This window comes from Streptomyces sp. NPDC031418, assembly GCF_055581605.1.
This window is the reverse complement of the sequence record NZ_JBVIJC010000032.1, coordinates 42,044-63,781: the sequence shown is the minus strand read 5'-3', so window position 1 is coordinate 63,781 and position 21,738 is coordinate 42,044. Positions and strand designations below refer to the sequence as shown.

Annotated in this window: 16 protein-coding genes and 1 CRISPR repeat array; of the genes, 9 read left to right on the top strand and 7 right to left on the bottom strand. The window is 70.8% G+C overall.

Annotated elements, in window-relative coordinates; translation table 11 throughout:
• Positions 1-36 precede the first annotated feature (36 nt).
• Positions 37-363 (top strand): nucleoside triphosphate pyrophosphohydrolase, encoded by a 327-nt coding sequence (locus tag ACZ5CZ_RS35015; RefSeq protein ID WP_468948716.1) that lies wholly within the window; start codon positions 37-39, stop codon positions 361-363.
• Positions 364-497: 134 nt separating this feature from the next.
• Here ACZ5CZ_RS35015 and ACZ5CZ_RS35010 read toward each other — a convergent pair whose 3' ends face one another.
• The gene (locus ACZ5CZ_RS35010; RefSeq protein WP_468948713.1) at positions 498-1,835 is read right to left on the bottom strand and encodes a methyltransferase domain-containing protein; all 1,338 of its coding nucleotides are present in this window, start codon (positions 1,833-1,835) and stop codon (positions 498-500) included.
• Between the two features lie 15 nt (positions 1,836-1,850).
• On the bottom strand, positions 1,851-2,921 hold the full coding sequence (locus tag ACZ5CZ_RS35005; RefSeq protein ID WP_468948710.1) for a LysR family transcriptional regulator: 1,071 nt from the start codon (positions 2,919-2,921) through the stop codon (positions 1,851-1,853).
• A 208-nt stretch (positions 2,922-3,129) separates the two neighbouring features.
• Between ACZ5CZ_RS35005 and ACZ5CZ_RS35000 the strand changes: the two genes are divergently transcribed.
• The 7 genes from ACZ5CZ_RS35000 (at position 3,130) to ACZ5CZ_RS34970 (ending at position 10,569) form a co-directional block, all read left to right on the top strand.
• Positions 3,130-3,687, top strand: a complete 558-nt coding sequence (locus tag ACZ5CZ_RS35000; RefSeq protein ID WP_385847776.1) for a dCTP deaminase — start codon at positions 3,130-3,132, stop codon at positions 3,685-3,687.
• Between the two features lie 5 nt (positions 3,688-3,692).
• Positions 3,693-4,313 (top strand): hypothetical protein, encoded by a 621-nt coding sequence (locus ACZ5CZ_RS34995; protein WP_468948707.1) that lies wholly within the window; start codon positions 3,693-3,695, stop codon positions 4,311-4,313.
• Positions 4,314-4,336: 23 nt separating this feature from the next.
• Entirely contained in the window at positions 4,337-5,281 is a 945-nt protein-coding gene (locus ACZ5CZ_RS34990; protein ID WP_468948704.1) for a hypothetical protein, read from the top strand.
• Positions 5,278-6,441, top strand: a complete 1,164-nt coding sequence (locus ACZ5CZ_RS34985; protein ID WP_468948701.1) for a cysteine desulfurase family protein — start codon at positions 5,278-5,280, stop codon at positions 6,439-6,441. The genes ACZ5CZ_RS34990 and ACZ5CZ_RS34985 overlap by 4 nt, the downstream gene beginning before the upstream one ends.
• A gap of 767 nt (positions 6,442-7,208) precedes the next feature.
• The gene (locus tag ACZ5CZ_RS34980) at positions 7,209-7,493 is read left to right on the top strand and encodes a TetR-like C-terminal domain-containing protein (RefSeq protein WP_385847780.1); all 285 of its coding nucleotides are present in this window, start codon (positions 7,209-7,211) and stop codon (positions 7,491-7,493) included.
• Positions 7,494-7,764: 271 nt separating this feature from the next.
• Positions 7,765-8,103: a hypothetical protein gene (locus tag ACZ5CZ_RS34975; RefSeq protein ID WP_468948698.1), complete on the top strand. Its 339-nt coding sequence runs from the start codon at positions 7,765-7,767 to the stop codon at positions 8,101-8,103.
• Between the two features lie 2,244 nt (positions 8,104-10,347).
• Positions 10,348-10,569 (top strand): hypothetical protein, encoded by a 222-nt coding sequence (locus ACZ5CZ_RS34970; protein WP_468948695.1) that lies wholly within the window; start codon positions 10,348-10,350, stop codon positions 10,567-10,569.
• Positions 10,570-11,002: 433 nt separating this feature from the next.
• On the opposite strand, the gene ACZ5CZ_RS34965 is transcribed toward ACZ5CZ_RS34970, so the two are convergent.
• Positions 11,003-11,497, bottom strand: coding sequence for a site-specific integrase (locus tag ACZ5CZ_RS34965; protein ID WP_468948692.1), 495 nt, complete (start codon positions 11,495-11,497; stop codon positions 11,003-11,005).
• A 244-nt stretch (positions 11,498-11,741) separates the two neighbouring features.
• On the opposite strand from ACZ5CZ_RS34965, the gene ACZ5CZ_RS34960 reads away from it, so the two are divergent.
• Entirely contained in the window at positions 11,742-12,290 is a 549-nt protein-coding gene (locus ACZ5CZ_RS34960) for a hypothetical protein (RefSeq protein WP_468948690.1), read from the top strand.
• A gap of 180 nt (positions 12,291-12,470) precedes the next feature.
• A CRISPR array of direct repeats spans positions 12,471-13,791; the repeat unit is 28 nt; unit sequence GAGCAACCCCCGCGGGCGCGGGGACGAC.
• 70 nt (positions 13,792-13,861) lie between these two features.
• Here ACZ5CZ_RS34960 and ACZ5CZ_RS34955 read toward each other — a convergent pair.
• The 4 genes from ACZ5CZ_RS34955 to ACZ5CZ_RS34940 form a co-directional block, all read right to left on the bottom strand.
• A complete protein-coding gene (locus ACZ5CZ_RS34955) occupies positions 13,862-14,332 on the bottom strand; it encodes a recombinase family protein (RefSeq protein WP_468948762.1) in 471 nt (156 codons plus the stop codon).
• 287 nt (positions 14,333-14,619) lie between these two features.
• Positions 14,620-17,475: a tetratricopeptide repeat protein gene (locus ACZ5CZ_RS34950; protein WP_468948687.1), complete on the bottom strand. Its 2,856-nt coding sequence runs from the start codon at positions 17,473-17,475 to the stop codon at positions 14,620-14,622.
• Positions 17,476-17,654: 179 nt separating this feature from the next.
• A complete protein-coding gene (locus ACZ5CZ_RS34945) occupies positions 17,655-17,999 on the bottom strand; it encodes a hypothetical protein (RefSeq protein ID WP_468948684.1) in 345 nt (114 codons plus the stop codon).
• A 4-nt stretch (positions 18,000-18,003) separates the two neighbouring features.
• The gene (locus tag ACZ5CZ_RS34940; RefSeq protein ID WP_468948681.1) at positions 18,004-21,063 is read right to left on the bottom strand and encodes a Tn3 family transposase; all 3,060 of its coding nucleotides are present in this window, start codon (positions 21,061-21,063) and stop codon (positions 18,004-18,006) included.
• Between the last annotated feature and the right edge of the window lie 675 nt (positions 21,064-21,738).

The following is a 21,738-nucleotide window of genomic DNA, read 5'->3' as shown; positions in this document are numbered from 1 at the left end:
CGACCGCCTCACGAAGACAGGTGCGGGAGAGCACGGGTGGAGCCCTACAGCAGGCACGGCAAGTTGGTGCGGGACCGGATTCCGAAGATCATCCGGGAGGACGGTGCCGAGCCGGTCACCTACACCGCGGGCCCGGAGGAATACCGCAGCCGGCTGCGGGAAAAGCTCGGCGAGGAAGTCGCCGAGTTCCTTGAGGCGGACGAGGACTCGGCGCCTGAGGAACTCGCAGACGTGCTGGAGGTCGTGCGCGCGCTCGCCGCGGACCTGGGGGTCGACGCGGATCAGCTGGAGAAGATCCGTGAGGCCAAGGCCGGTGAGCGGGGCGGCTTCGCCGACCGGATCGTCTGGACGGGCAACCGCTGACCGCAGGCCGTTCTCGGCGACGAGTCGGTACGCGACTTCGTGCACAACTCCGTATGCGGTTGGGGACATTGGTTGGTACGCGGCTTCGTGCACCAGGACGCGGGCGGCTGGGGACGCCTGGTGGTCCGCGACTTTCACGTTCGGAGCTTGGCCAGGACGGCATGACAGGCCCCGGGCAGCGGCAGCACGGGGGCACCGGCGGCGGGGGCGAGGCCGGCCCGGCGGGCGAGGGCGGTGATCTCGCCCGGGTCGATGCCGCGCTGGAAGGTCCCCTTGCTCTGGCTGGACCAGAAGCCGTCGTGGTGAGCGGTCCAGCCGCCGTCCGCGGCGGCCTTGGCGATCTCCTCTGGCGAGCGGGTGACCACGACGAGGTGGCCGCCGGGGCGGGCGAAGGACGCCGCGTCTTTGAGGGCCTGGATCCGCTGCCAGGGGTCGGGCAGCACGTTGAGGACGAACATCGAGGTGACCAGGTCGAAGCCGGTCCGCTCGGGGCGGGGCCAGCCGAAGTCGTCGTGAGGGTCGAACCCTTCGGCATCCAGACCCGCCGAGCGGTAATGGGCGACATCGGCGCCGCGTCCGCAGCCGTGGTCCAGGACGCTCCGGACGCCGAGGAGGCCCGTCAGGTGCTCGGTCACGGCCCGGGAGGCCGGAGAGGGGGCCTGGCGGCTCATCGCGGTCTTATGGGGCTGATACTCCCTGGGGGCCGGGGCGGCGGAGGTCTGGCCGGTGAGCTCGCTCAGCGCGAAGAGCACGTTGTCCGGCTCGGCCGCCTGGCCGGTGACGGGCAGGTCGATCAGCAGCGCGGAGTGGTCGGTGAACGCCTTCGGGCCACTTCGCACCGTCGCGTCCGGGGTGACGGTGGTCGTCGCGGTCAGGTGGTCGCTGAGCAGGGCGAGGTCGCAGCGGAAGCGGCTGGGCTTGCCGGAGAAGATGCGCTCGAGGGTGAAGGCGGGCGCCGTCTCGGCGGTGGTGTCGACCAGACCCGCCCCCTGCATCAGCTGCCTGAGCGCCTGCCGTTCGGTATCGGTGGTGAAGGTGCTGGTCTCCTCGCCGAACAGGCCGTCCTCTGGGCGGGGAGCGAGGTTGAAGTCCCCGCAGATAAGCAACGGGCGGCCGTCCTCGGCGGCGGCCATCGCGGCGAGTTCGGCCAGCTGCGCGGCCCGGGCGGCGCCGGCATAGGCGTCGAGATGCACCTGAAGGACGACAAGCCACTCCAGCTCGATCCGCTGAACCCACGGCCTGGGTGAGCACACGGCGGGCGCGGCGAGGTCTTCACTGGTCCAGGCGGCCAGGCGTCCGTCGCCGCTGGCGAAGGTGAAGCCGCCGAGTGCGGGCGGCGTCCGGTCAGCGGGCTTGAACGGCTCCTGGGCGAGCACGGCCTTGACGCCGTGCTCACGCAGCCAGGCGGCGAAGTTCGAGCGGGCGCCGGCGGCGCCGAGACGCTTGTTGAGGTTGACCGAGGCCAGCAGCACGAGAGGTCCTTAAGGTCACAGGGGCAGGGGCCTGCCGGAGGCGGCCTCGTCACGGAAGGCGTCCCACAGGATGTTCAGCGGGTGGGAGGCGTCATACGTCTCGCGTTCCCCTTTTCGGGCGAAGACACCGGAGATCAGCTGGAGCATGGGGTCGAAGTCGTCGGCGAAGTCGATGAGCCGGAAGTCATCGCTGGTGGGCAGGCGCCCGTCGACGGCGGCCTCGCCGATCGAGCGGGCACACAGCATGCACCCATAGGTCATGCGGGACCGCAGCAGGGCGAGTCCGTAATAGATGTCGTCGATCTCGGCGGCGATCTGCAACTGCGAGCGGAAGTCCGGCCCATACCAGCGCTCGACGAAGTCGGTTATCACCCCGCGGGAGGGGATGACCAGCGGCAGCGTCCGCAGCCGGTCGACGCCGACGGTCCTGGCGGCGAGCTCGCGCACCGGCAGGTTCGTCAGCAGGGCCAGGCCCTCGCGATGCCATTCGAGGAAGTCGTACTCGGGGGCGACCCGCTCGGCGGCGGCCTCGGCCGCAAGCCCGCCGCACAACAGGTCGACCTGGTTGGAGTCCAGTCGTTTCCAGAAGTCGCGGGTCCGCACATGCACGACCTTCAGCTCGACCTCTCGCTCCAGCAGCTGCGGGGCGACACGCTCCCACACCCGGCCCAGGAAGCCGAGGGTGAACTCGGTCGTCCCCACGGCCAGCGTCGAGCCGAGCCGGCGGCGGGAGTCGGCGATGCCCTGCAGCCAGTCGGCGAAGGTGGCCCGGGCCCGCTCGACGACCTCCAGCCCCGTCGGGGTGAACAGGAAGTCCCGGCCCCGTCCCTGCTTGACCACCAGCAACTCACCCGTGAGGGCCTGGAAGTTGCGGTTGAGGATGTCGAGCTGTTTCTGCACGCTGGACTGCTCACGCCCGAGGACCTTCGCCGCGGCCAGCGCGGTTCCCGCCTCACGGACGACGATCAGCGTCCTCATCTGGTCCCAGGTCAGATCCAGCAAGTGAGGGGAACAGGCCAGCAGATCGCCACGGAACCCCTCCGGGCCCGGCACCTTCAACGGCCCGGACGGCAACGACGGCACCATCACGCCCCCTCCCTGACGTGACCTCAACCAGCTTGCACTGTCCGCACGGCCAGCAGGACTGAACTTCTCCGCATTTCACCCCGAGAAAACCTTTAAATGTCCTATCGGACATATGGATATCGCGGACTATCCCGGGGAACATTTCAGCAGCCGCCTTCGATCCGAAAGGCGACGCCCACAGCACTGCCTACATCCCCGGGGGTGAGCCATGCTCTCAGCCGAGTCGATCACCTGGCTGATCAGTCAGGGCGCCATGGAATGGCCCGGAAAACTCCGCGGCGACGGTCTGCTGCTGACGCTCGGCTCGCCGCTGCAGCCGCTCACGGCACCCGGCACACTGGTGGTCGACCTCGCCGACCAGTCCAGCATCGACGACCTCTACGGCGAGCCGGTCACTGAGTGGAAGACCCACGAGCTGATGCCCGGCGAGATGCTGCTGGGGGCGGTGGACGAGCCGCTGCGGCTCGGGGCCGGGCTGATCGGCATGATCGGCGGGTTGAGTCACCTGGCCCGCGTCGGCCTGGCCATCCACGTCACCAGCCCGTTCGTCCTGCCCGGCTGGAACGGGCACCTGACGCTGGAGCTCGTGAACACCGGCCCCGCCGTCCTGCGGCTGCACCACGGCATGCCGCTGGCCCGCCTGCTCGTTTTCGCCCTGAACGGGCCCCGCAGCGGCGACGTCGCGTCCCACCCCTTCTACGGCCGCGAGGCCGACCTGAAAAGCCGATACGCCGACGAGTTCCCTGTCGGCCCGATCCGGAGGTGACCCTGATGGACTGCCAGTTCTGCACCGAGTTCACCGCACGCGAGAGCACGACCCGGATCATCACCGAGACCGCCAGCGGCTGGGTGCTGCTGCCCACCATCGGCGCCCTGGCCCCGGGCTACTGCCTGTTCATGCCGCTGGAGCACCTGGACGCCGCCGCCGACGTCACCGAGGCCGGCCTGGACCGGGTCGCGGCGGAGACGGAACAGATGCGCACCCTGATCCAGGCCCGCTACGGCCCGGTGATCCTGGCCGAGCACGGCCCGCGCGACTGCGAACTGGGCGCCTCCTGCTGCAGCCACTGCCACCTGCACCTGATCCCCGTCCCCGACCCAGACCGGGTCACCGCCGCCTATCAGAAGACCGGCGGCACCGGCCTGCGGCTCACCTCCATGGCGGCCCTCCCGGCCGCCGCGGACGGCTCCTACCTCTACCTCTCCCCGCGGCCCGGCGAGCACTACTACTGGCCCTCGGCCGGCTTCGCCCGCCAGTTCGTCCGCCGCGTCTGCGCCGACGAGCTCGGCATCGGCGACTTCTTCGACTGGCGCGACCACCCCTTCACCGAGAACCGAGAGCGCACGTTCGCCGAACTCTCCGCCGACCTGCACCTCGCGGACGCCGCCTGACGAAGGGAAGGGGAAACGGCGCGATGGCGATACCCCTGCCCCGCCCGTTACACACACTCACCGCCGACGAACTGACCGCCGCGGCCAATGACCGGCGCTGGCCGAAGTGGCAGACCATGGCCCTGCTGCACTCGCTGCAGCTGCCCGTTCTCAACGCCTGCCTCATCGAGCCGGGCCACAGCGCGGCCGCCCTCCGCACCTCCGCCCACGTCCTGGCCGCCGCCACCGGCACCGAGAAACTGATGATCCGCTCCGACGGCGGAGTGGAGAAGAAGCAGTACTACCGCGGCGGCAACACCTTCCCCGTCGAGGAGATCCCGTCCCGCGCAGCCGGGCTCCTGGCCCACGGACGGGCCGTGATCCTCGCCGAGCCCACCAACCGCTTCACCAACCGCCTCACCGTCCTGATCCGCATGGACCGGCCCGGCCCCAGGCGGCCGGGCTCGCTCACCCTGGAGGCCCTCGGGCCCGGCTACGACGTCGCGGACCTGACCCGCGGACAGATCCCGCCGCAGGTCACCGCCCACCTCGACGACATCGACTGGGACCACTACCAGCCGCCCCGCTGGAACGAATGGAACATCACCGGCGACCGCTGCCCCGGCGGCGAGGACGCCCGACGGCACCGCCGGCTTGAGCGGCTGGCCACCCAGACCCTCACCGACGGCGGCCACCTGGACGGCACCGCCGGCGCCGAGCACGCCGAGGCATGGCTGCGTGAGCGCGGATTCCTGCACCTGTTCTCCCCGCAGCCGACCCGCGAGGCCCTGGCCAAACGCGCCCGCCGGCTGTTCGAGGACGCCTTCTTCCTCGCCGCGGCCCAGCCGAACCGGAACTGGCACTGCCTGGCCACCGCGTTCTCCGTCTTCGACGAACCCCGCACCATCTACTGGGACCTGGTCGACGGCGAACGCAAGTACGCCGCGACGGCACCGGCCGCCGCCCGACACGAGGAGCGGGCCGCATGAACACCCCACCGATCTACATCGACCACCAGGCCACCACCCCGCTCGACGAGCGCGTCCTGGAGGCGATGCTGCCGTTCTTCACCAGCGAGTACGGCAACCCCTCCAGCCCGCACACCTGCGGACGCACCGCCGCGAGGGCGATCCGCACCGCCCGCCAGCAGGTCGCCGACCTGGTCGGCGCCAAGAACGAGCTGGAGATCGTCTTCACCTCCGGCGCCACCGAGGCCAACCACCTCGCGATCGTCGGAGCCGCCCTGGCCGCCCGCACACACGGCGGGCACATCGTCACCACCGCGATCGAGCACAAGGCCGTCCTCGCCGCCTGCCAGCGCCTGGTCGACCACCACGGCTACACCCTCACCCGCGTCGGCGTCGACCGGCACGGCCGCGTCCACCCCGCCGACATCGCCGCCGTCCTCACCCCGCACACCGTGCTGGTCTCGGTAATACACGCCAACAACGAGATCGGCACCCTGCAACGGCTCGCGGCCATCTCCGAGATCACCACCCCGCGCGGCATCGTCCTGCACACCGACGCCGCCCAGAGCGCCGGCTGCGGACTCCTCGACGTCGCCGAAATCGGCGTCGACCTCGCCTCCCTGTCCGCTCACAAACTCCACGGCCCCAAGGGCATCGGCGCCCTCTATATCCGCGGCGGCACCCGCATCACCGCCCAGCAGACCGGCGGCGGACAAGAACGCGGCCTGCGGGCCGGCACCCCCAACGTCCCCGCGATCGTCGGCTTCGGCGCCGCCGCCCACCTCATCACCACCGACGCCGTCCCGCCCCCGACCCGCACCCGGGCCCTGCGCGACCGCCTCCAAGACCGCCTCCTGGCCGCAATCCCCGGCGCAATCGTCAACGGTCACCCACACCGGCGACTGCCCGGGAACCTCAGCCTCACCCTTCCCGGCATCGAGGCCACCGACCTCCTCGACCGCATCCCCGGCATCGCCGCCTCCACCGGCTCGGCCTGCAACACCGGGAGCAGCGAACCCTCTCACGTCCTCACCGCGATCGGCCTCACCCGCGACCAAGCCCGCGCGACCCTCCGGCTCAGCATCGGTCGCACCACTACCGACACCGACATCGACCAGGCCACCGACCTCATCACCCGCACCGCCCACACCCTGATGCCGGCTCCCGCCAACGCGGCCTGACCCGCTGCCCGGACCGGGCCGCCCCCGCGGAAAGATCCCCCGAGGCCCGCCGGGGCGACCTTCGAGCCGCGCCCGGCCGGACCTCGGCGCCCTTCGCCGACGACGGGAACCTGACGCTGGACCCCTCGCTCCGATCCCGCCCACACTGCGTAGTTCGCCGGGGGAGCACCCCGAAGATCCCAGGGCCTACACGCACACCAGTGCGATGCCGCAGCTCAGAACCCCCGGGCATCGCACCCCAGTGCGTGTAGGGCCTGGGGCCGGTGCCGCTGGCCCCGGACAGCGAAGGACCCCGGGCCGCGCGCCCCGGGGTCCTGTCGCCGGTCTCACCGCCACTGCTCCCCAGTCGTCAGGCGCGCTGCCCACCCACGCGATCGGCCGGCCCTCGCTGTTGCGGCCCCAGTGCGGCTCCTCCATCGAGGTCTCGTGCCCGTCGGGCAGCACACAGATCCGCCCCCACCGGCCGTGCTTGCCGCCACAGAGCCCGGCGAGCCCGTCCGCGTCGTCCACAGCCACGGCCTGGTCGCAGCGGTCCTGGAACGGCTGGAGACGGGCGCACAGCTCCATGCCCAGCTCCGTCTCCGCCACCTCCACCTGCTCCCGTGGCAGGAGGCCCGTCGGGGACCTTCCGCGTGCCTGTGTTCGCTATGACCCCGCCGAGGTCCGACGGGACGGACGGCCGCGTTGTTTTGGCAGGGTTCCTGGCTCTGAGCTATCCCCGGCGGCTTTGAGCCAGGCCAGCAGCTGCCGGCGCGCTCGTCCAGCACGTGCTGCGGCTGCGCTACGACGAACTCGCGGCGGTCATGCGCACGGCCGCGGACGGCGCCGAGGGGCCCCTGGGCGACCTGGTCGCCCGGTGCGCCGACTACGTGCACTGGGGAGTCGATCACCCTGGGCAGTACCGCACGCTCTTCGGCGGTGGGCTGCCCGCCGAGCTGGTGCCCACGAACGCACACGGCGCGGGAGAGGAACTCCTCGGATCCGTCGTCGCTTCCCTGGCCGGCGCCCGGCAGGACCAGCCGGAACATCAGGACCGTCGCGGCCCCGAGTAGGAGTGGCACGCCGGCCTGCTGCTCTGGACCGCGCTGCACGGCCTGGTCGCGCTGTACAACGCGCATGGGAACATGCCCTCGCCCGACCTCACCGACCTCATCGCGCAGACCCTCGCCCTGCACACCGGAAGGCCCGTCGACGAGATCGTGGAGCTCGCCCGGACGGCGGACCGCCCAACGTGAGCGGCTCACGCCAACAGCTTGGGCCGGGCGCGCTGGAGGAGAATCCGGTCCTGGCGGCGTCGGCGCTCGCCTTCACCGCGCTCCACCCGTGGAGCAGGCCTTGCCGGAGTACCGCAGCGGCGCCCTCGGACGGCTGGGACGGACCGAGGAAGCCGAGGCGGAGGCCCGGCGGGCGTACAGGGGTGCCGCTGCTGGTACGTACAAGCACAACCCGCACGTCGCGGACGCCGTCGCGGCCGCGACGAAGGCCGCCGACGCGGCCCGGGAGCGCGCCGCCCAGTACGTGCTGGCGACACGGCTGGAACGGCTGCGCGAGCAGCTGGCGGAGCACACTAAGCAGGCCGCGGCCGTGCCGTGGACGGACCGGCTGCCCGAACTCGCCGCGCGCCCGCTGGACGGCGACACGGCCGGGGCGGTGATCGCATGAGCACCGAGCTGAGCGGGGTCGACATGACTGCCCGCCGCGAGGACCGGCAGGAAGACCGCCGTGCGCAGCGCCGAAGGGTCGCGGTGGACGTGTAGGCCGCGCTGCCGCACGCCTCCGAGGACGAGCGCCGGGCGGCCATCGCCCAGCAGCTCCACCACGACGTGACGGTCAGAGCATGGGCCCGCGTGGCCGAGCGGGAGCAGGTCCGCGCCCGGCAGGCGGCGGCGAAGGCCCGCGCCGAAGCCGCGGCTGCGCAGGTTCCCGCCGTCCAGGCCGCGCCGGTGGCGCCGGTCGTGGTGCCCGCCCCACGTCCGGTCGCTGCGCCCGTCCCGGCCGTCGACGACGTCGACCAGGAGCAGAAGCTCGTCCTCGAGGCCCTGACCCGCGACCAGGTCCTCGACTGGCGGGCGCGCGCGATGAAGGACCCTCAGCTGGTGTTCGACCACATCGACCGGTGCGGCGAGACGTCGGCCCGGCGCCTGTTCACCGGGCGGCTGGTGGACCAGGTGCAGCGGGTGGCCAGCCTCGGTCACCTGAACCTCGGCTACATCCCGTGGGGGCAGGCAGGAGCGGCGCCGAGACATCCGGTGTGGGCCTGGCCCGCGTCGCGCTACGGGCCGCGACGGCGCAGGTCCGGCAAAACGGGGTGGGCAGAAAGACGAAGCCACGGCCCGTCCGTACCGGGCGCCGGGACGGGGGCGAGCCGATGGGCCTGGAAGTCGCGATCGCGCGCTGGTCACCGAGCGGGCCTGCGAGCTCCCGGCCGCCAGCGCCTCGCTAGGCGAGCGGTGGGCAGCCATCGCCCTGGAGCTGGCCGGGCACGTCGCCGCAGTCGGCGACGACGCGTTGCGGGGTGGTCTGGCTCGCATATGAAAGGAGCAACCCCCGCGGGCGCACGGACGACTGTCAGCCCAGTCCGTAGTTGGCGACGAGCTGCGAGCAACCCCCGCCGGCGCGGGGACGACGGGCGGCCTCCTGCTCACGGCGTTCCCGGTCGAGAGTAACCCCCGCGGGTGCGGGGACGGCCCCGGTGTTGCCCGGGTCTGCCAGGACCCAGACGAGCAATCCCGGCGGGCGCGGGGACGACCGGCCTGGTTCGTGATTCCACCTGGTGGGGGAGGAACAGCCCCCGCGGGCGCGGGGAGGAGGCGTGGGCCGAGGGGATCGAGCACGCGATGCAGGAGCAACCCCCGCGGGCGCAGGGACGAGACGAAGAACCCGCTGCGAGGGAACGGCTCGTACGAGCAACCCCCGCGGGTGCGGGGACGACCTCCTCGGTGCGGCACGCGGCGTCACGGAGGCGGAGCAACCCCCGCGGGCGCGGGGACGACCGATCACGTTCAGCGCGACCGTCACCGCTGTGAGAGCAACCCCCGCGGGCGCGGGGACGACGAGTCGCCGCGTGGGTGGTGCTCCGCGTAGCCAGAGCAACCCCCGCGGGCGCGGGGACGACGCCCCGTCCGCCAGGGAGATAGCCACCTAGCGGGGAGCAACCTCCGCGGGCGCGGGGACGACCGTGACGCGGGCGCGTTGGTACAGGCGGACGGAGAGCAACCCCCGCGGGCGCGGGGACGACGAACTGTGGGGCAAGCCCAAGTCCACCGCGACGGAGCAACCCCCGCGGGCGCGGGGACGACGTCGGCCTCCACGTCGGGGCCGGGGCCGCGCGGGAGCACCCCCCCGGGCGCGGGGACGACAAGGCCGCATGGTCGCCCGGCCGCTCAACGAGGGAGCAACCCCCCCGCGGGCGCGGGGACGACCGGCCCGCCGCCCCCGCCGCCGTCCGTCCCGGAGAGCAACCCCCGCGGGCGCGGGGACGACGACAAGCCCGGCCGGCGCGCGTCGCGGCGCTGGGAGCAACCCCCGCGGGCGCGGGGACGACTCGGTCGGCCGTCGGTGCAGTGCGGGGAGGCGGGAGCAACCCCCGCGGGCGCGGGGACGACACTTGTTGAGCTGGGGTGACGCTACCAAGAACTGGGTTTTTCATTCACGTGGGTTCCGCTCTGATTTCTCATATCGGTGATCGCGGCCCTGGCAGGTGGTGTTCCGCCCAGCCGGAGGTGTGGGAACTTCCCCGGCAGGTGGCAGACCACGCCCTTCGGGCTCGTCCCCGCACCGGCGGGGGTACTCGCTCGCCCCGCAGGGACGGGGTCACCGTGGTGTCGCTGGCGCGGCTGGCCAGGAGCGGGCGGAGCGCGAGCGCTAGGCCCCGGTGGCCGCTGACGCAGTCCGCCAGGCCCTACTGTGCGAGAACGCGGGCTCCAGCGGTCGGCCGGGCTGTGCGAGGCGTGCGGCTACCGACGCCGGACCGAGGCCGCTATCCAGGAGGCCGGCCTGACCGCGGCCACCTGGGCGGCCGGCCTAACCGACCCGGACGACGACGCCGTCCCCACTGAGGTACGGGCGACGCTGGAGCGCGAGATCGCCAACGCCCGCGCCACCTACCTCCGCGCCATGGATGGCTGACCAGCAGGCCGCCCCGGTGGGCACCGCGTCCGTGCTCGCGTACACCGCCCCACACCGTCCAGCAGGCGCTCCCGGAGTACTGGAGCAGCGCGCTCGGGCGACTGGGCCGGACCGCGGAGGCCGAAACCGAGGGCCGCCGGGCGTATCCAGCACGGAGGATCGGGGCGTGATCCCCGCGCCCCCCCATGGACGCGGCCTCGAACGCGCGGGCGACCAGCTCAGTGCGCAGGCACTGGAGCAACCCCCGCAGGCGCGGGGACGACCTCGGGGTCGGCGCGCTGAAGATGGCGCACGCCGAGCAAACCCCGCGGGCGCGGAGACGACGCAGGCCGGGATCTGAGCAGCCGACGCGGATGGGAGCAACCCCCGCGGGCGCGGGGAGGGGTGCCTCCGAGGTGAGCCCAGAAGCCGCCAATAGTTGATCTTGGAGGCGTCAGCCCTTCCGCTGGGCGGCGGGGTCGCGTTCGGCGACGTGCCGGGCGACGGCGTCGACGCCGGGACGGGCGTATCGATCTAGGGAGCGGACGGAGGGGTGGCGGGATCGGGCCAGCAGCATCGGCGTGGATGTGCCGCCCTCGGCATCGTGTGTCAGGGCGCTGTGGCGGAGCCGGTGGAGGGTCCAGCCGTCCAGGTCCTCGATGTCGTCGGGTGAGGCGAGGGGGTTGGCCAGCAGCCGGGTGTTCTCCTCCTCGAAGATCTCCTCAGCCCGACGGTAGGAGAGCCGGGCCCGACCGGTTTCCGGCCCCACGTCGAGCGTCGGCGTTCCGGCCGAGGCCTTGCGGTCGGTGAGGAACAGCGGGCCGCGGGTGCGGCGGGCGATGAGTCGGGGCAGCAGCTGGGCGGTGCCGGACTGCCAGTGAATCCACTCCGTCGCCCCGCCCTTGGCGGTGATCCTGCCGCGTTTGTCCTGCGGGTACAGGTCTTCCACGTTTTGTGCCCCGTAGTTCTCGCCGAAATCAACGCTAAACGGATGGGGCGTCCCTGAGCTGAGGTGACGTCGATCGAGGGCCGTACCGTGATCGTGAGGGCACCCCATCCCCCTCGGCGCACGCCGCGCTGCCGTGCGTGCCCTGCACGCCGCACACCGGCGCCTGGTCTTCAACCTCCCCGGCCCCGCGCTGTGTCTCGGCGAACTCCGGCCCCCCGAACCCGCCGACCACTAGGCTTGATCCATGACCTCCGACGAGTCCACGCACCACCCGGAACCCTCGCCAGAGGACATACAGGCTGACCCACCGTCAGGAGACAGCGACGAGGAAAAGTCCCTGCACCGGCGCATCGTTGACGGATGGAACGGCCTCGGGGTCGCTGGCAAACTGGGTGTGGCCGCTGCGGTGGCCGGAGCCATCGTCCTCGTCGCCGCCGCCCTCTCCAGTGCCGACGAGACCGAGACCGAATACAACCCCGACCAGTTCGACGACAGCACTGGCCCAGAACCCGTCACCCGCATGTACACCAACCATGCAGGTGGCTACTACGTGTGCAGTCACACGGGGTGCAGCAAGAAGATCAACCACATCTACATGACCGATCACGACTGCTGCGGCCGGTGCTCGCGCGGCAGAGACTGCATGAAAGCCGCGGCGAGCGAATACGACGGCCCCGGCGGCTTCCCTCACACCTACTTCGAGGGGCTCCTGCACCCCGGCGTGTGCACGGTCTGCGACGAAGGACCCGAAGGCCACCGGTCAGACGATCCGAATCGCTGGCCGGACCGCTAGGGAAGCGCTGAGGGGTGTGACCGAGGTACGCGCGGAAGTGGTCGAAGAGATCCAGTTCGAGCAACCCCGCGGGCGCGGGGACGAGGCTGCGGAAGGCTTCCTAGGGGGCACTGTGCGGGAGCAAGCCCCGCGGGTGCGGGGACGACGCGAGGTGCCAGTCGCTGTCGTCGACGCGGGGGGGAACAACCCCCGCAAGCGCGGGGACGACAGCCTTGCTGCACGATGGCAGTACCCCGTGAGGCAGCAATCCCCGCAGGCGCGGGGACGACTGCATGGGGCAGTTCAACGTGGTTTCGTCCGGCGAGCAACCCCCGCCGGCGCGGGGACGACGCGTACGCGCTAGCGCGGCGCTGGTCCTGGAGGGAGCAACCCCCGCGGGCGCGGGGACGACGTCGTGTTCGGTACGCCGCTGGAGATGTACAAGGAGCAACCCCCGCAGGCGCGGGGACGACCAGCCGCTCCAGGGTCACGGCCGGCCGGGTGGCGAGCAACCCCGGCGGGCGCGGGGACGACTTGGTCCCAAGGACGACGGTGGTCCGATTTCGGGAGCAACCCCCGCGGGCGCGGGGACGACGCGTGGGTGACGACGGCCGCGTAGACGTCGCTGGAGCAACCCCCGCGGGCGCGGGGACGACCGCAAGCCTGACGGGACACCGCTCCCGGGCGGGGAGCAACCCCCGCGGGCGCGGGGACGACTGACGTCCAGCAGGTGGTGCGGGACCGGCATCCCGAGCAACCCCCGCGGACGCGGGGACGACAGCCCCGGCATCCATCCCGTACAGGACGGAGCCACATCATGGCAGAGCAACCCCCGCGGGCGCGGGGACGACCACAGAGTTCGCGTGGGCGTCAGCCCCTGCGCCGAGCAACCCCCGCGGGCGCGGGGACGACCAGCAGCCCGCTCGGCCGTGGACGGCCCGGTTCGAGCAACCCCCGCGGGCGCGGGGATGACCCCGTCCGCCACGACCGCGACTCGTCCAGCACCGAGCAACCCCCGCGGGCGCGGGGACGACGTGACGTTCGAACCCTGCGGCGACTGCCGGAAGGAGCAACCCCCGCGGGCGCGGGGACGACAGAGGGGCAGATGAGCCCCGGCCGCGTTCCGGAGAGCAACCCCCGCGGGCGCGGGGACGACCCTACCTCGCCTACCACCTTGCCGCACGCGACGGAGCAACCCCCGCGGGCGCGGGGACGACACGACCATCAACCTTGCTGGTTCCCTCGCGTCGGAGCAACCCCCGCGGGCGCGGGGACGACCCCACGTGGACAGCCGTCGGGATCGCCTCGCGGGAGCAACCCCCGCGGGCGCGGGGACGACTTTCGGGGTCCGCCTACACCTGCCCTGGCTGTCGAGCAACCCCCGCGGGCGCGGGGACGACCCCACGTGGACAGCCGTCGGGATCGCCTCGCGGGAGCAACCCCCGCGGGCGCGGGGACGACTCGCCCGGCGCCGGGGCCTGGTCCGGCGTCACCGAGCAACCCCCGCGGGCGCGGGGACGACCCTGTCCGACGCCGCTGCGCGGCATAGGGGTGCCGGTAAGAATGCTGTCACCAGCCGCAATCGGCGGTGATCAGTCCTCGGACCTGGTGGGTTTGGGCAGTTCCGGCGTGCTCGTCGCCTCAGCGAGTGCGAGGCGACCGCCCTTTAGCTCGGGCACGTAGTTGTAGATCGTGTTCCTGGAGACGCCGAGGAGCTTCGCGATCGAGGTGACGGTGTTCTCCGGACGGGCGAGCAGGTCGCGGGCGTGACGTACCTGTTCCTCCGTCATTGCCGGCGGGCGGCCGAGTCGGGCGCCGCGGGCGCGGGCGGCGTCCAGGCCCTCGTTGGTGCCCTGCACGATGAGTTCGCGGATGAACTCCGCAAGCGCCGCGAACACGTGGAAGACCAGGCGCCCGCCGGGCGTGGTCGTGTCGAGCGCCTCGTGCAGCGAGGTAAAGCCGACGCCACGCTTGCGCAGGCCGGACACGATCGCGATGAGGTCCTGGATGGAACGGCCGAGCCGGTCCAGCGACGGGACGACGAGGGTGTCGCCCTCGCGCAGGTAGTCGAGGGCCCTCCACAGTTCCTCGCGTTCGGCGTTCTTGCCGGCCGGTCGAGCACCTGCCCCTTGGTGGACACGCGTGCGTATCCCACGAGGCTGCCGGTCCGTACGGCCGGAACGGGTGCGAGGAGATCAGCGGTGTCGTCGTCCTGGGGTGGCTGCACCCGCCAGATCGTACAGAAAACGGTGCTCCTCAAGTTCTTGAGCACATCGACTTTCTGACACCGTTTTATGGGCATGATCCGGTGCCGATCCGGCCGCGCATCGCCGCTTATCGATCTTGCTCATCAATCGGTCGATAGATGAGCAACGGCTTCTGTCGAGCCTCGCCTCCGCCAGTGGGCGAGCTGGTCTTTCGTTCTCAGGGTGCTGTGGTGGTGGGGTCCATGCTTTTGCAGCCGGACAACCAGTAGTTCGGCCAGGTCCTTGGCAGCTCCGGCCGCATCCCCAGCCTCTCCCCGTCGTATAGCCATCCAGTAAGCGACCTCGTCCTGTGTACTCAACGTATCTGGGTGGTCGGGTCCTTGGATCCGCAGCTGGTCGGTGAGTAGTTCGGCCAGGTCCTCGGCAGCTCCGGCCGCATCCCCAGCGTCTCCCCGGCATCTGGCCAACCAATAGCGAGTGTCCAGAGTGCTGGGGTGGTCAGGCCCCTGGACCCGCAGGCGGTCGGTGAGCAGTTCGGCGAAGGCGTCGGCAGCTCCGGCCGCATCCCCAGCCTGCCCCCGCCATCGAGCAAGACCGGTGCGAGTGTCCAGAGTGTCTGGGTGGTCGGGCCCCTGGACCCGCAGGTGGTCGGTGAGCAGTTCGGCGAAGGCGTCGGCAGCTCCGGCCGCATCCCCAGCGTCTCCCCGGCATCTGGCCAGCCAATAGCGAGTGTCCAGAGTGCTGGGGTGGTCAGGCCCCTGGACCCGCTGCTGGTCGGTGAGCAGTTTGGCCAGGGACTTGGCAGCTCCGGCCGCATCCCCAGCATCCGCCCGCCAGACAGCCAGCCCACGGCGGGCCAGCAAGGTGCTGGGGTGGTCGGGTCCTTGGATCCGCAGGCGGTCGGTGAGCAGTTCGGCGAAGGCGTCGGCAGCTCCGGCCGCATCCCCAGCCTGCCCCCGCCATCGAGCAAGATCAATGCGAGTGTCCAGAGTGTCTGGGTGGTCGGGTCCTTGGATCCGCAGGCGGTCGGTGAGCAGTTCGGCGAAGGCGTCGGCAGCTCCGGCCGCATCCCCAGCCTCTCCTCGCCACCTTGCCAAGCAGGATCGGTCGTTCAGGGTCTCGGGGTGGTCAGGGCCGAGAGCCCGAACCCGGTCTGCCAGTAGTTCGGCCAGGGCCTCGGCAGCTCCAGGCGCATCCCCCGCGCTCCCGCGCCAGTCCGCCATGGCATGGCGAGTGTCCAGAGTGCTGGGGTGGTCGGGTCCTTGGATCCGCAGCTGGTCGGTGAGCAGTTCGGCGAAGGCGTCGGCAGCTCCGGCCGCGTCCCCAGCCTTGCCCCGCCATCGAGCAAGGCCGGTGCGAGTGTCCAGAGTGCTGGGGTGGTCGGGTCCTTGGATCCGCAGCTGGTCGGTGAGCAGTTCGGCGAAGGCGTCGGCAGCTCCGGCCGCATCCCCAGCCTCTCCCCGCCATCGAGCAAGGCCGGTGCGAGTGTCCAGAGTGTCTGGATGGTCGGGCCCCTGGACCCGCAGACGGTCAGTCAGAAGCTCAGCTAGAGCTTCCACCGCACCGCGTGCATCGCCTGCCTGTCCTCGGTTCGCGGCAAGGTTGTCCCGAGCAAGCAGGGTCTCAGGATGGTCCGGACCGAGAGATGCCCGAGCCCTGTCCACCAGATCCTGGAAGTACTCCACGGCAGCGGTGAACTGGCCGGCCTTGCTCAAGCTAACGCCAACGTGCATAAGCAGGTGATGGTGCTTGCTCCCGCTGAGAAGGGCGTCTCCAGCGCAGTAGATGAGGGCTTGTGCGTTGGCTCTCAGGGTCTGAGCTAGTGGGAGGTGGGGGTCGGGCCAGACCGCGAGTAAGGCGTCACCGGCGGCGCGGACGGTCTGGCGGTGCTCCTGGGGGCTGAGAGTGTCGCGGGCGGCGCGTTGGATGAGCTGGTGAATGCGCACTGACTGCTGTGGAGAGTCGGGGTCGTGGTCGATGAGGCTCAGACGGTGCAGAGCACGAAGTGCACCCCACACGTCCAGCTCCGTCACTTCATCTGCGGCGCTCTGCTCGGCTACAGCCTGGGCACGGTGCCGAGCGAGGTAGGTCCGGGCGGGCTCACTGGTTAGGACGCTCTGGGGAATGCCGTTCGGATCCATCATGGCCGTGAGCTGAAGCGCGGGACGGGCGAGACCGGTGGGGTTGAGGTTGTTAGCGCGTTCGATCGACAGCGACCAAGTGGCGGCCACGGTGGTGTTTTGGTCGTCTGGCAGCGTGCCGGGCTCGGGCAGCATGCTGGCGAGGCTGATGGCACGGTCGGCGAGTCGGCGGCGGTAGCTGGGGCACTGTCGGTGGGCACATGGTGAGCAACCGACGGGAATGCCCGCATCGACGATGTAGGCAGCAGCCTGCGAAAGGGCTAGCGGCAGGTAGCCGAGGTCCTGGGCAAGCGCACGGATCTCGTCCGGATCATCGTGCCGTCCGTGCTCGGCAAGGAAGTCGGTCAGGTAGGCGACTGCCTGGTCCGGAGTGAATACCCCGAGGTCGATCCGATGCCCAGGCAGAGCGACATCGCGGCGCCGCGTGGTGACCACCGTGCGGCCGTACGGGTTCTTCGCTGGCCACAGCCCGGTCACGTCAGCGGGGTCGGCCACATCGTCCAGTACGACCAGCCATCGGCACACGGGCTCGAATCCTGGCGGCTTAGGTTCAAGCCATCCCAGGAACGCCTGTGCAGATCGCTCGGGGTCACCAGGTTCGAGGGCGAGAAGTTCTTCGGCAGCCTGGGCGAAGGCGGAGACGATGGCGGGACGGCTGCTGGCGCTGACCCAGACCAGCACATCCAATTCGCCCCCCGTCCACGCCTGTCGCGCGTAGTGGGCGGCGAGCTGGGTCTTGCCGACGCCGCCGGTGCCGCGTAGCACCTGGCACAGCACCGCAATGCCGCAGTCAGTCACCATGGCCCGCAGTTGGTCGGCCTCGTCTCGTCCCTGGAAGGCCGCAGCTTCGCGGGGCATGACACCGACCTGGTGCGGCCACGGGACCGGCTCCCGACCATGCACATGTACGGTCGTGATGTCGCCGCTGTGGTATCCGCTGATCGACACTCCTGCTGGCCCGGAAGTCGCTTGACCCGTGTCCCGAACCTCAATACCCCGCCGTCCCGCCATACCGCTCCCCCTGCTGCTGCCCTGGGCTACTTCTCGCTGTACCCGCTGATGGCGTCGCCGTCTCCGGTCGCTTCGGCATCGCCTGTCCGCTCAACGGTGACGGGGCGCGCAGATCCGCTCCCGTGATAACCCGTGACCGCGTTGCCCTTGCCTGCTGTCTTGGCGGTGCTGGTTTCGCGAACGACGATGGTTGATTGGCTGGCGCCAGGGAGCGCTGCCCAGATCCCGATGCCTACCGCTGCCACACCTGCGAGAGCGGAGGCCACCGTCGCAATCCGGCTAGCTGTCTCCCACTGCGAGACGGCGAACACCCACCCCAGGACAGCGACCATCACGCACGTCACGACCAACACCACGCGCTTCAACGTCATCCCGTCATCGTCGCTCAGACCGAGGCGCGACGGGAGCGCTTTGGCCGAGCCCCTCATCCTCCGATGCGCGGGGGCCAGGCACAGTGACGGCAGTGAGGTTGAGGCGGGCGCCCATGTTGAGGTTGACCTCGCCGTATGGGCGCACGTGGGACCAGAACAGCGGGGTCAGGCCACGCCGGTCAGCAGGGGTGAGGAGGTCGGCCCACTCCGGTTCGCCGAGGATGTCCTGGAGCATCAGGGTGTTCACGTAGACCAGGGCGGATTGCAGGATGCGCAGGCACAGGACGAACATCTCCTGCTCGTCGCGCCGGTTCGAGGCGATCTCTCCGCCCTTGCCGTACGCGATCACTGAGTTGGCGCCGTTGGAGGACTCCATGACGTTCAGGCCCTCCTCGATCTCGCGCTGAAGATCCCGGAGCCGCAGGTAGCGGGCCACGAAGATGGTTTTCTGGGCGCGGCCGACCTCCAGCATCGCCGCGTAGGTGGGGTGGGAGGCGTTGCGGGTGAAACGCCGCAGGATCGCCTCGGTGGACGCGGTCCGCGTCCGGATTGCGGTCGCATACTTGATCATCTGGTCGTACTGCTGGGCGATGAGTTCCCAGCGGATCGGGCGGGTCAGCGCCGGGGTCAGCCGCGGGTAGGCGTCCGTCTCGCCGGCCACCGCCCGGTACAGCTTCACCTTGTTGATCCGCTTGATACGCGGCAGCAGGTCGAAGTTCAGCAGCCGCGTGATGCCGAACCCGATTTCCGACTGGCCATGCGAGTCCGTGTAGTTGGCCTCGACGTCCATGGTGGTGCCGTGCCGCATCGCGCCCTCGACCATCGCGGCGACCTCGGAGGCGGTGCAGTTGAGCAGCTGGGAGTGGATGGCCAGGGACTTCTTCTCCACGTGCCAGTAGATGAGCACCCCGCGGCCGCCGTAGCGCGAGTGCCACTCGGTGAACAGGTTCTGGTCGTAGGCGCGCACGTGGGTGGAGTCGGAGGCGACGGCGGTCGAGCCCTGGCCCCACAGATCGGTGCTGCGGGCGGCGAAGGTGGCGTTGGCGATCTGGACGGCGATGGCGCGGGCGGCCTCCGCCGACAGATACCGGCGCCGGACGTACCGCAGTTCGTCCTCGGTGTGGCCGTGGCCGCCGGACGCCACGGCCCTGATCCCGGTGTTCGTGCCGTACGCGTAGATGACCAGCAGCAGGCGTTCGGCCAGCACCTCCGCCGAGAGGCTGCCGCCGCCGGAGACGGAGGTGACCGCGTCCAGGCAGCCGGTGCGCAGCACCGCTTCCTTGAGCATGTCGATCAGGGGCACGATGCCCCATCGGCGCTGTACCTCGGCCTTGATCCTGCGCAGGTTGCGCGGCTCGGGCTGGGCCTCGGCCGGGGTGAGTCGGATCGCCCCGGACTTCTGCTTGGCGATGTCCAGCCAGCTCAGCTTGGGCATCCGGTCGTTCAGCAGCGTCAGCTCGGTGGTCATCTGCTCGCGCAGCTCGTCGACGAAGACGGCGGCATCCAAGGGCTTGCGCAGCTCGCGGTAGTTCTCCTCGCGCCGCGCGGCGAAGTCCTGCGGCAGGTCCTCATCCGGGTTGCGCCACTTGTCGGCGCCGACGACCCAGATCTCCTTGCACTTGAGCTGGTCGCGCAGGGCCTGGAAGGCGACGACCTCGTAGACCATGCGCACCACCCGGCGCCGGCCGCGCTTGTCGGTGCGGTGGACGACCTCGGCCCAGTCCCCGCCCATTGCCTTGTGCGCCGGGATCGTCTCGCCCAGCGGGTAGTACGTGGTGTTGCCCGCCGCCGCGTACCGGGCCACCAGCGCCAGGGCCTCGATCACGGGCCGGTGGGTGTGGTTGGACGAGCGGAACTCCAGCACGTCCAGGAGCTTGATCAGCCCGCGCCGGTAGTGGTTGGTGTACGACGCCTTCAACGTGGTCTGCACCGTGCGCCGGTAGACCGGGCCGCGGGTCTTGAACTCGTGGACCAGCTCCCGCAGCGTCTGCTCACCGCCGGACACCGCCGGGTAGACGACCTCCCGGACCGTGCCCTCCGGCTCGCCGATCGACGCCTCGGCGAGCTTGAAGAGGATGTTCTCCTTGCCCGACACCTTCTTGAACGCGTTGACCAGTTGCTCGGTGACCTTCTTCTCCGCCCGCGCCCCGATCCGGTGCACCGTGGAGATCAGCAGCTCCACCAGCGTGTCCGTGATCTCCCGCTCCCGCTCGTGCAGCAGTGCGGCCAGCAGCGTCACCCGCAGCAGGAGCGGGTGCGTGCGCAGATGGGAGGGTGACTCCACCGCGGCCCGCGCCCGCCATCCGGCCACCACCTTCGGCGCGACGTCCGCGAACAGATCCGGCGGGAGCCCGATCGCGCGGACCGCCAGCAGCTTGTCGATCTCGGTGAGCATCGTCTCTAGGCTGACGTTGCCCGGCGCTTCCTTGATCTTCCCCAGGACCGGCGGGCCGTCCTCGCCCTCACCAGTACCGGCGTCACCGGGTTCGGCGTCATCCTCCTGGTCGGCGCCGGCGACCAGGGCCACAATCCGCTCGACGCTCTCCACCGTGAGCCGTGCCGAGATTCGCGCCGTCAGCGTCTCCTCGGCGGCCCGCAGCGCCGCCCCCACGATCCGGTCACACCGCCCCGCCGTCGGCGGCTCGATGCACTCCGTACGACAACGGGCCAGCAGTTCCACCCGCACCTGCTCCGGTCGCCGCTCCTTGCAGGCGACGTGCTCGGCGAGCCAGGCCGTCAGCTTGTCCGCGTCCGCGACGCTGCACTCACGAAAGCACAGGTGCCCGCGGATCTGCGCACGGTGGTACTCGACCGTCCGACCGCTCCACTCATACGCGTCCAGCTCGGACGCAGGCACCTGTACCTGCCGGGCGACGAACTCCACCGCCTCACTGGGCAGCTCTGCCCGGTTCCGGGGAAACCGGCCGTACTGCGTGTAGAACTTCAGCAACACCGCGAAGCCCAGCCGCGTCGCACCGCGCTTGCCGGACACGAGCCCCTGCTCGTCCTTCAACAGCGTCCAGTGCTCGACCAGGTCGTTCAGGTCCAAAGGGGTACGGGCCACGTCGTCGATCGTCCTCTCGGGGCATCACCCCGCGCAGCTGTACGACCCTGGACTCGCCCACACGGGTGACACCCCCACAAGATCACCGCCGTTTGCGGCTGGTGACAGAGTTCTTACCGGCACCCCGCATAGGACAAAGAGCAACCCCCGCGGGCGCGGGGACGACGTCATGCCCTTGCTGACGCCGCTGACCTCCGAGGAGCAACCCCCGCGGGCGCGGGGACGACACTTGTTGAGCTGGGATGACGCTACCAAGAACTGCGTTTTTCATTCACGTGGTTTCGACTCTGATTTCTCACATCGGTGATCGACGACCTGCCGGGTGGTGTTCCGCCCAGCGGGAGGTGTGAGGAACTTCCCCAGCAAGTGGCAGACCAGGCCCGTCGGGCTCGTCCCCGCACCCGCGGGGGTACTGGCTCATCCCGCAGGGCAGGGTCACCGTGATGTCGCTGGCGCGGCTGGCCAAGAGCGGGCGGAGCGCGAGCGCCAGGCTCCGGTGGCCCTGCCGTGCGAGGGCTGTGGGCAGGACCGTCGGCTGGCGCTGGCCTGTACTGCGCCACCTACCTGCACGCCAGCACCCGGCCAGCCAAGAGGCCGACCCAGTGGGCACCGCGTCCGAGCCCGCCTACCGGCTCCACACCGTGGAGCAGCACTTGCCGGAGCACCGGCGCACCG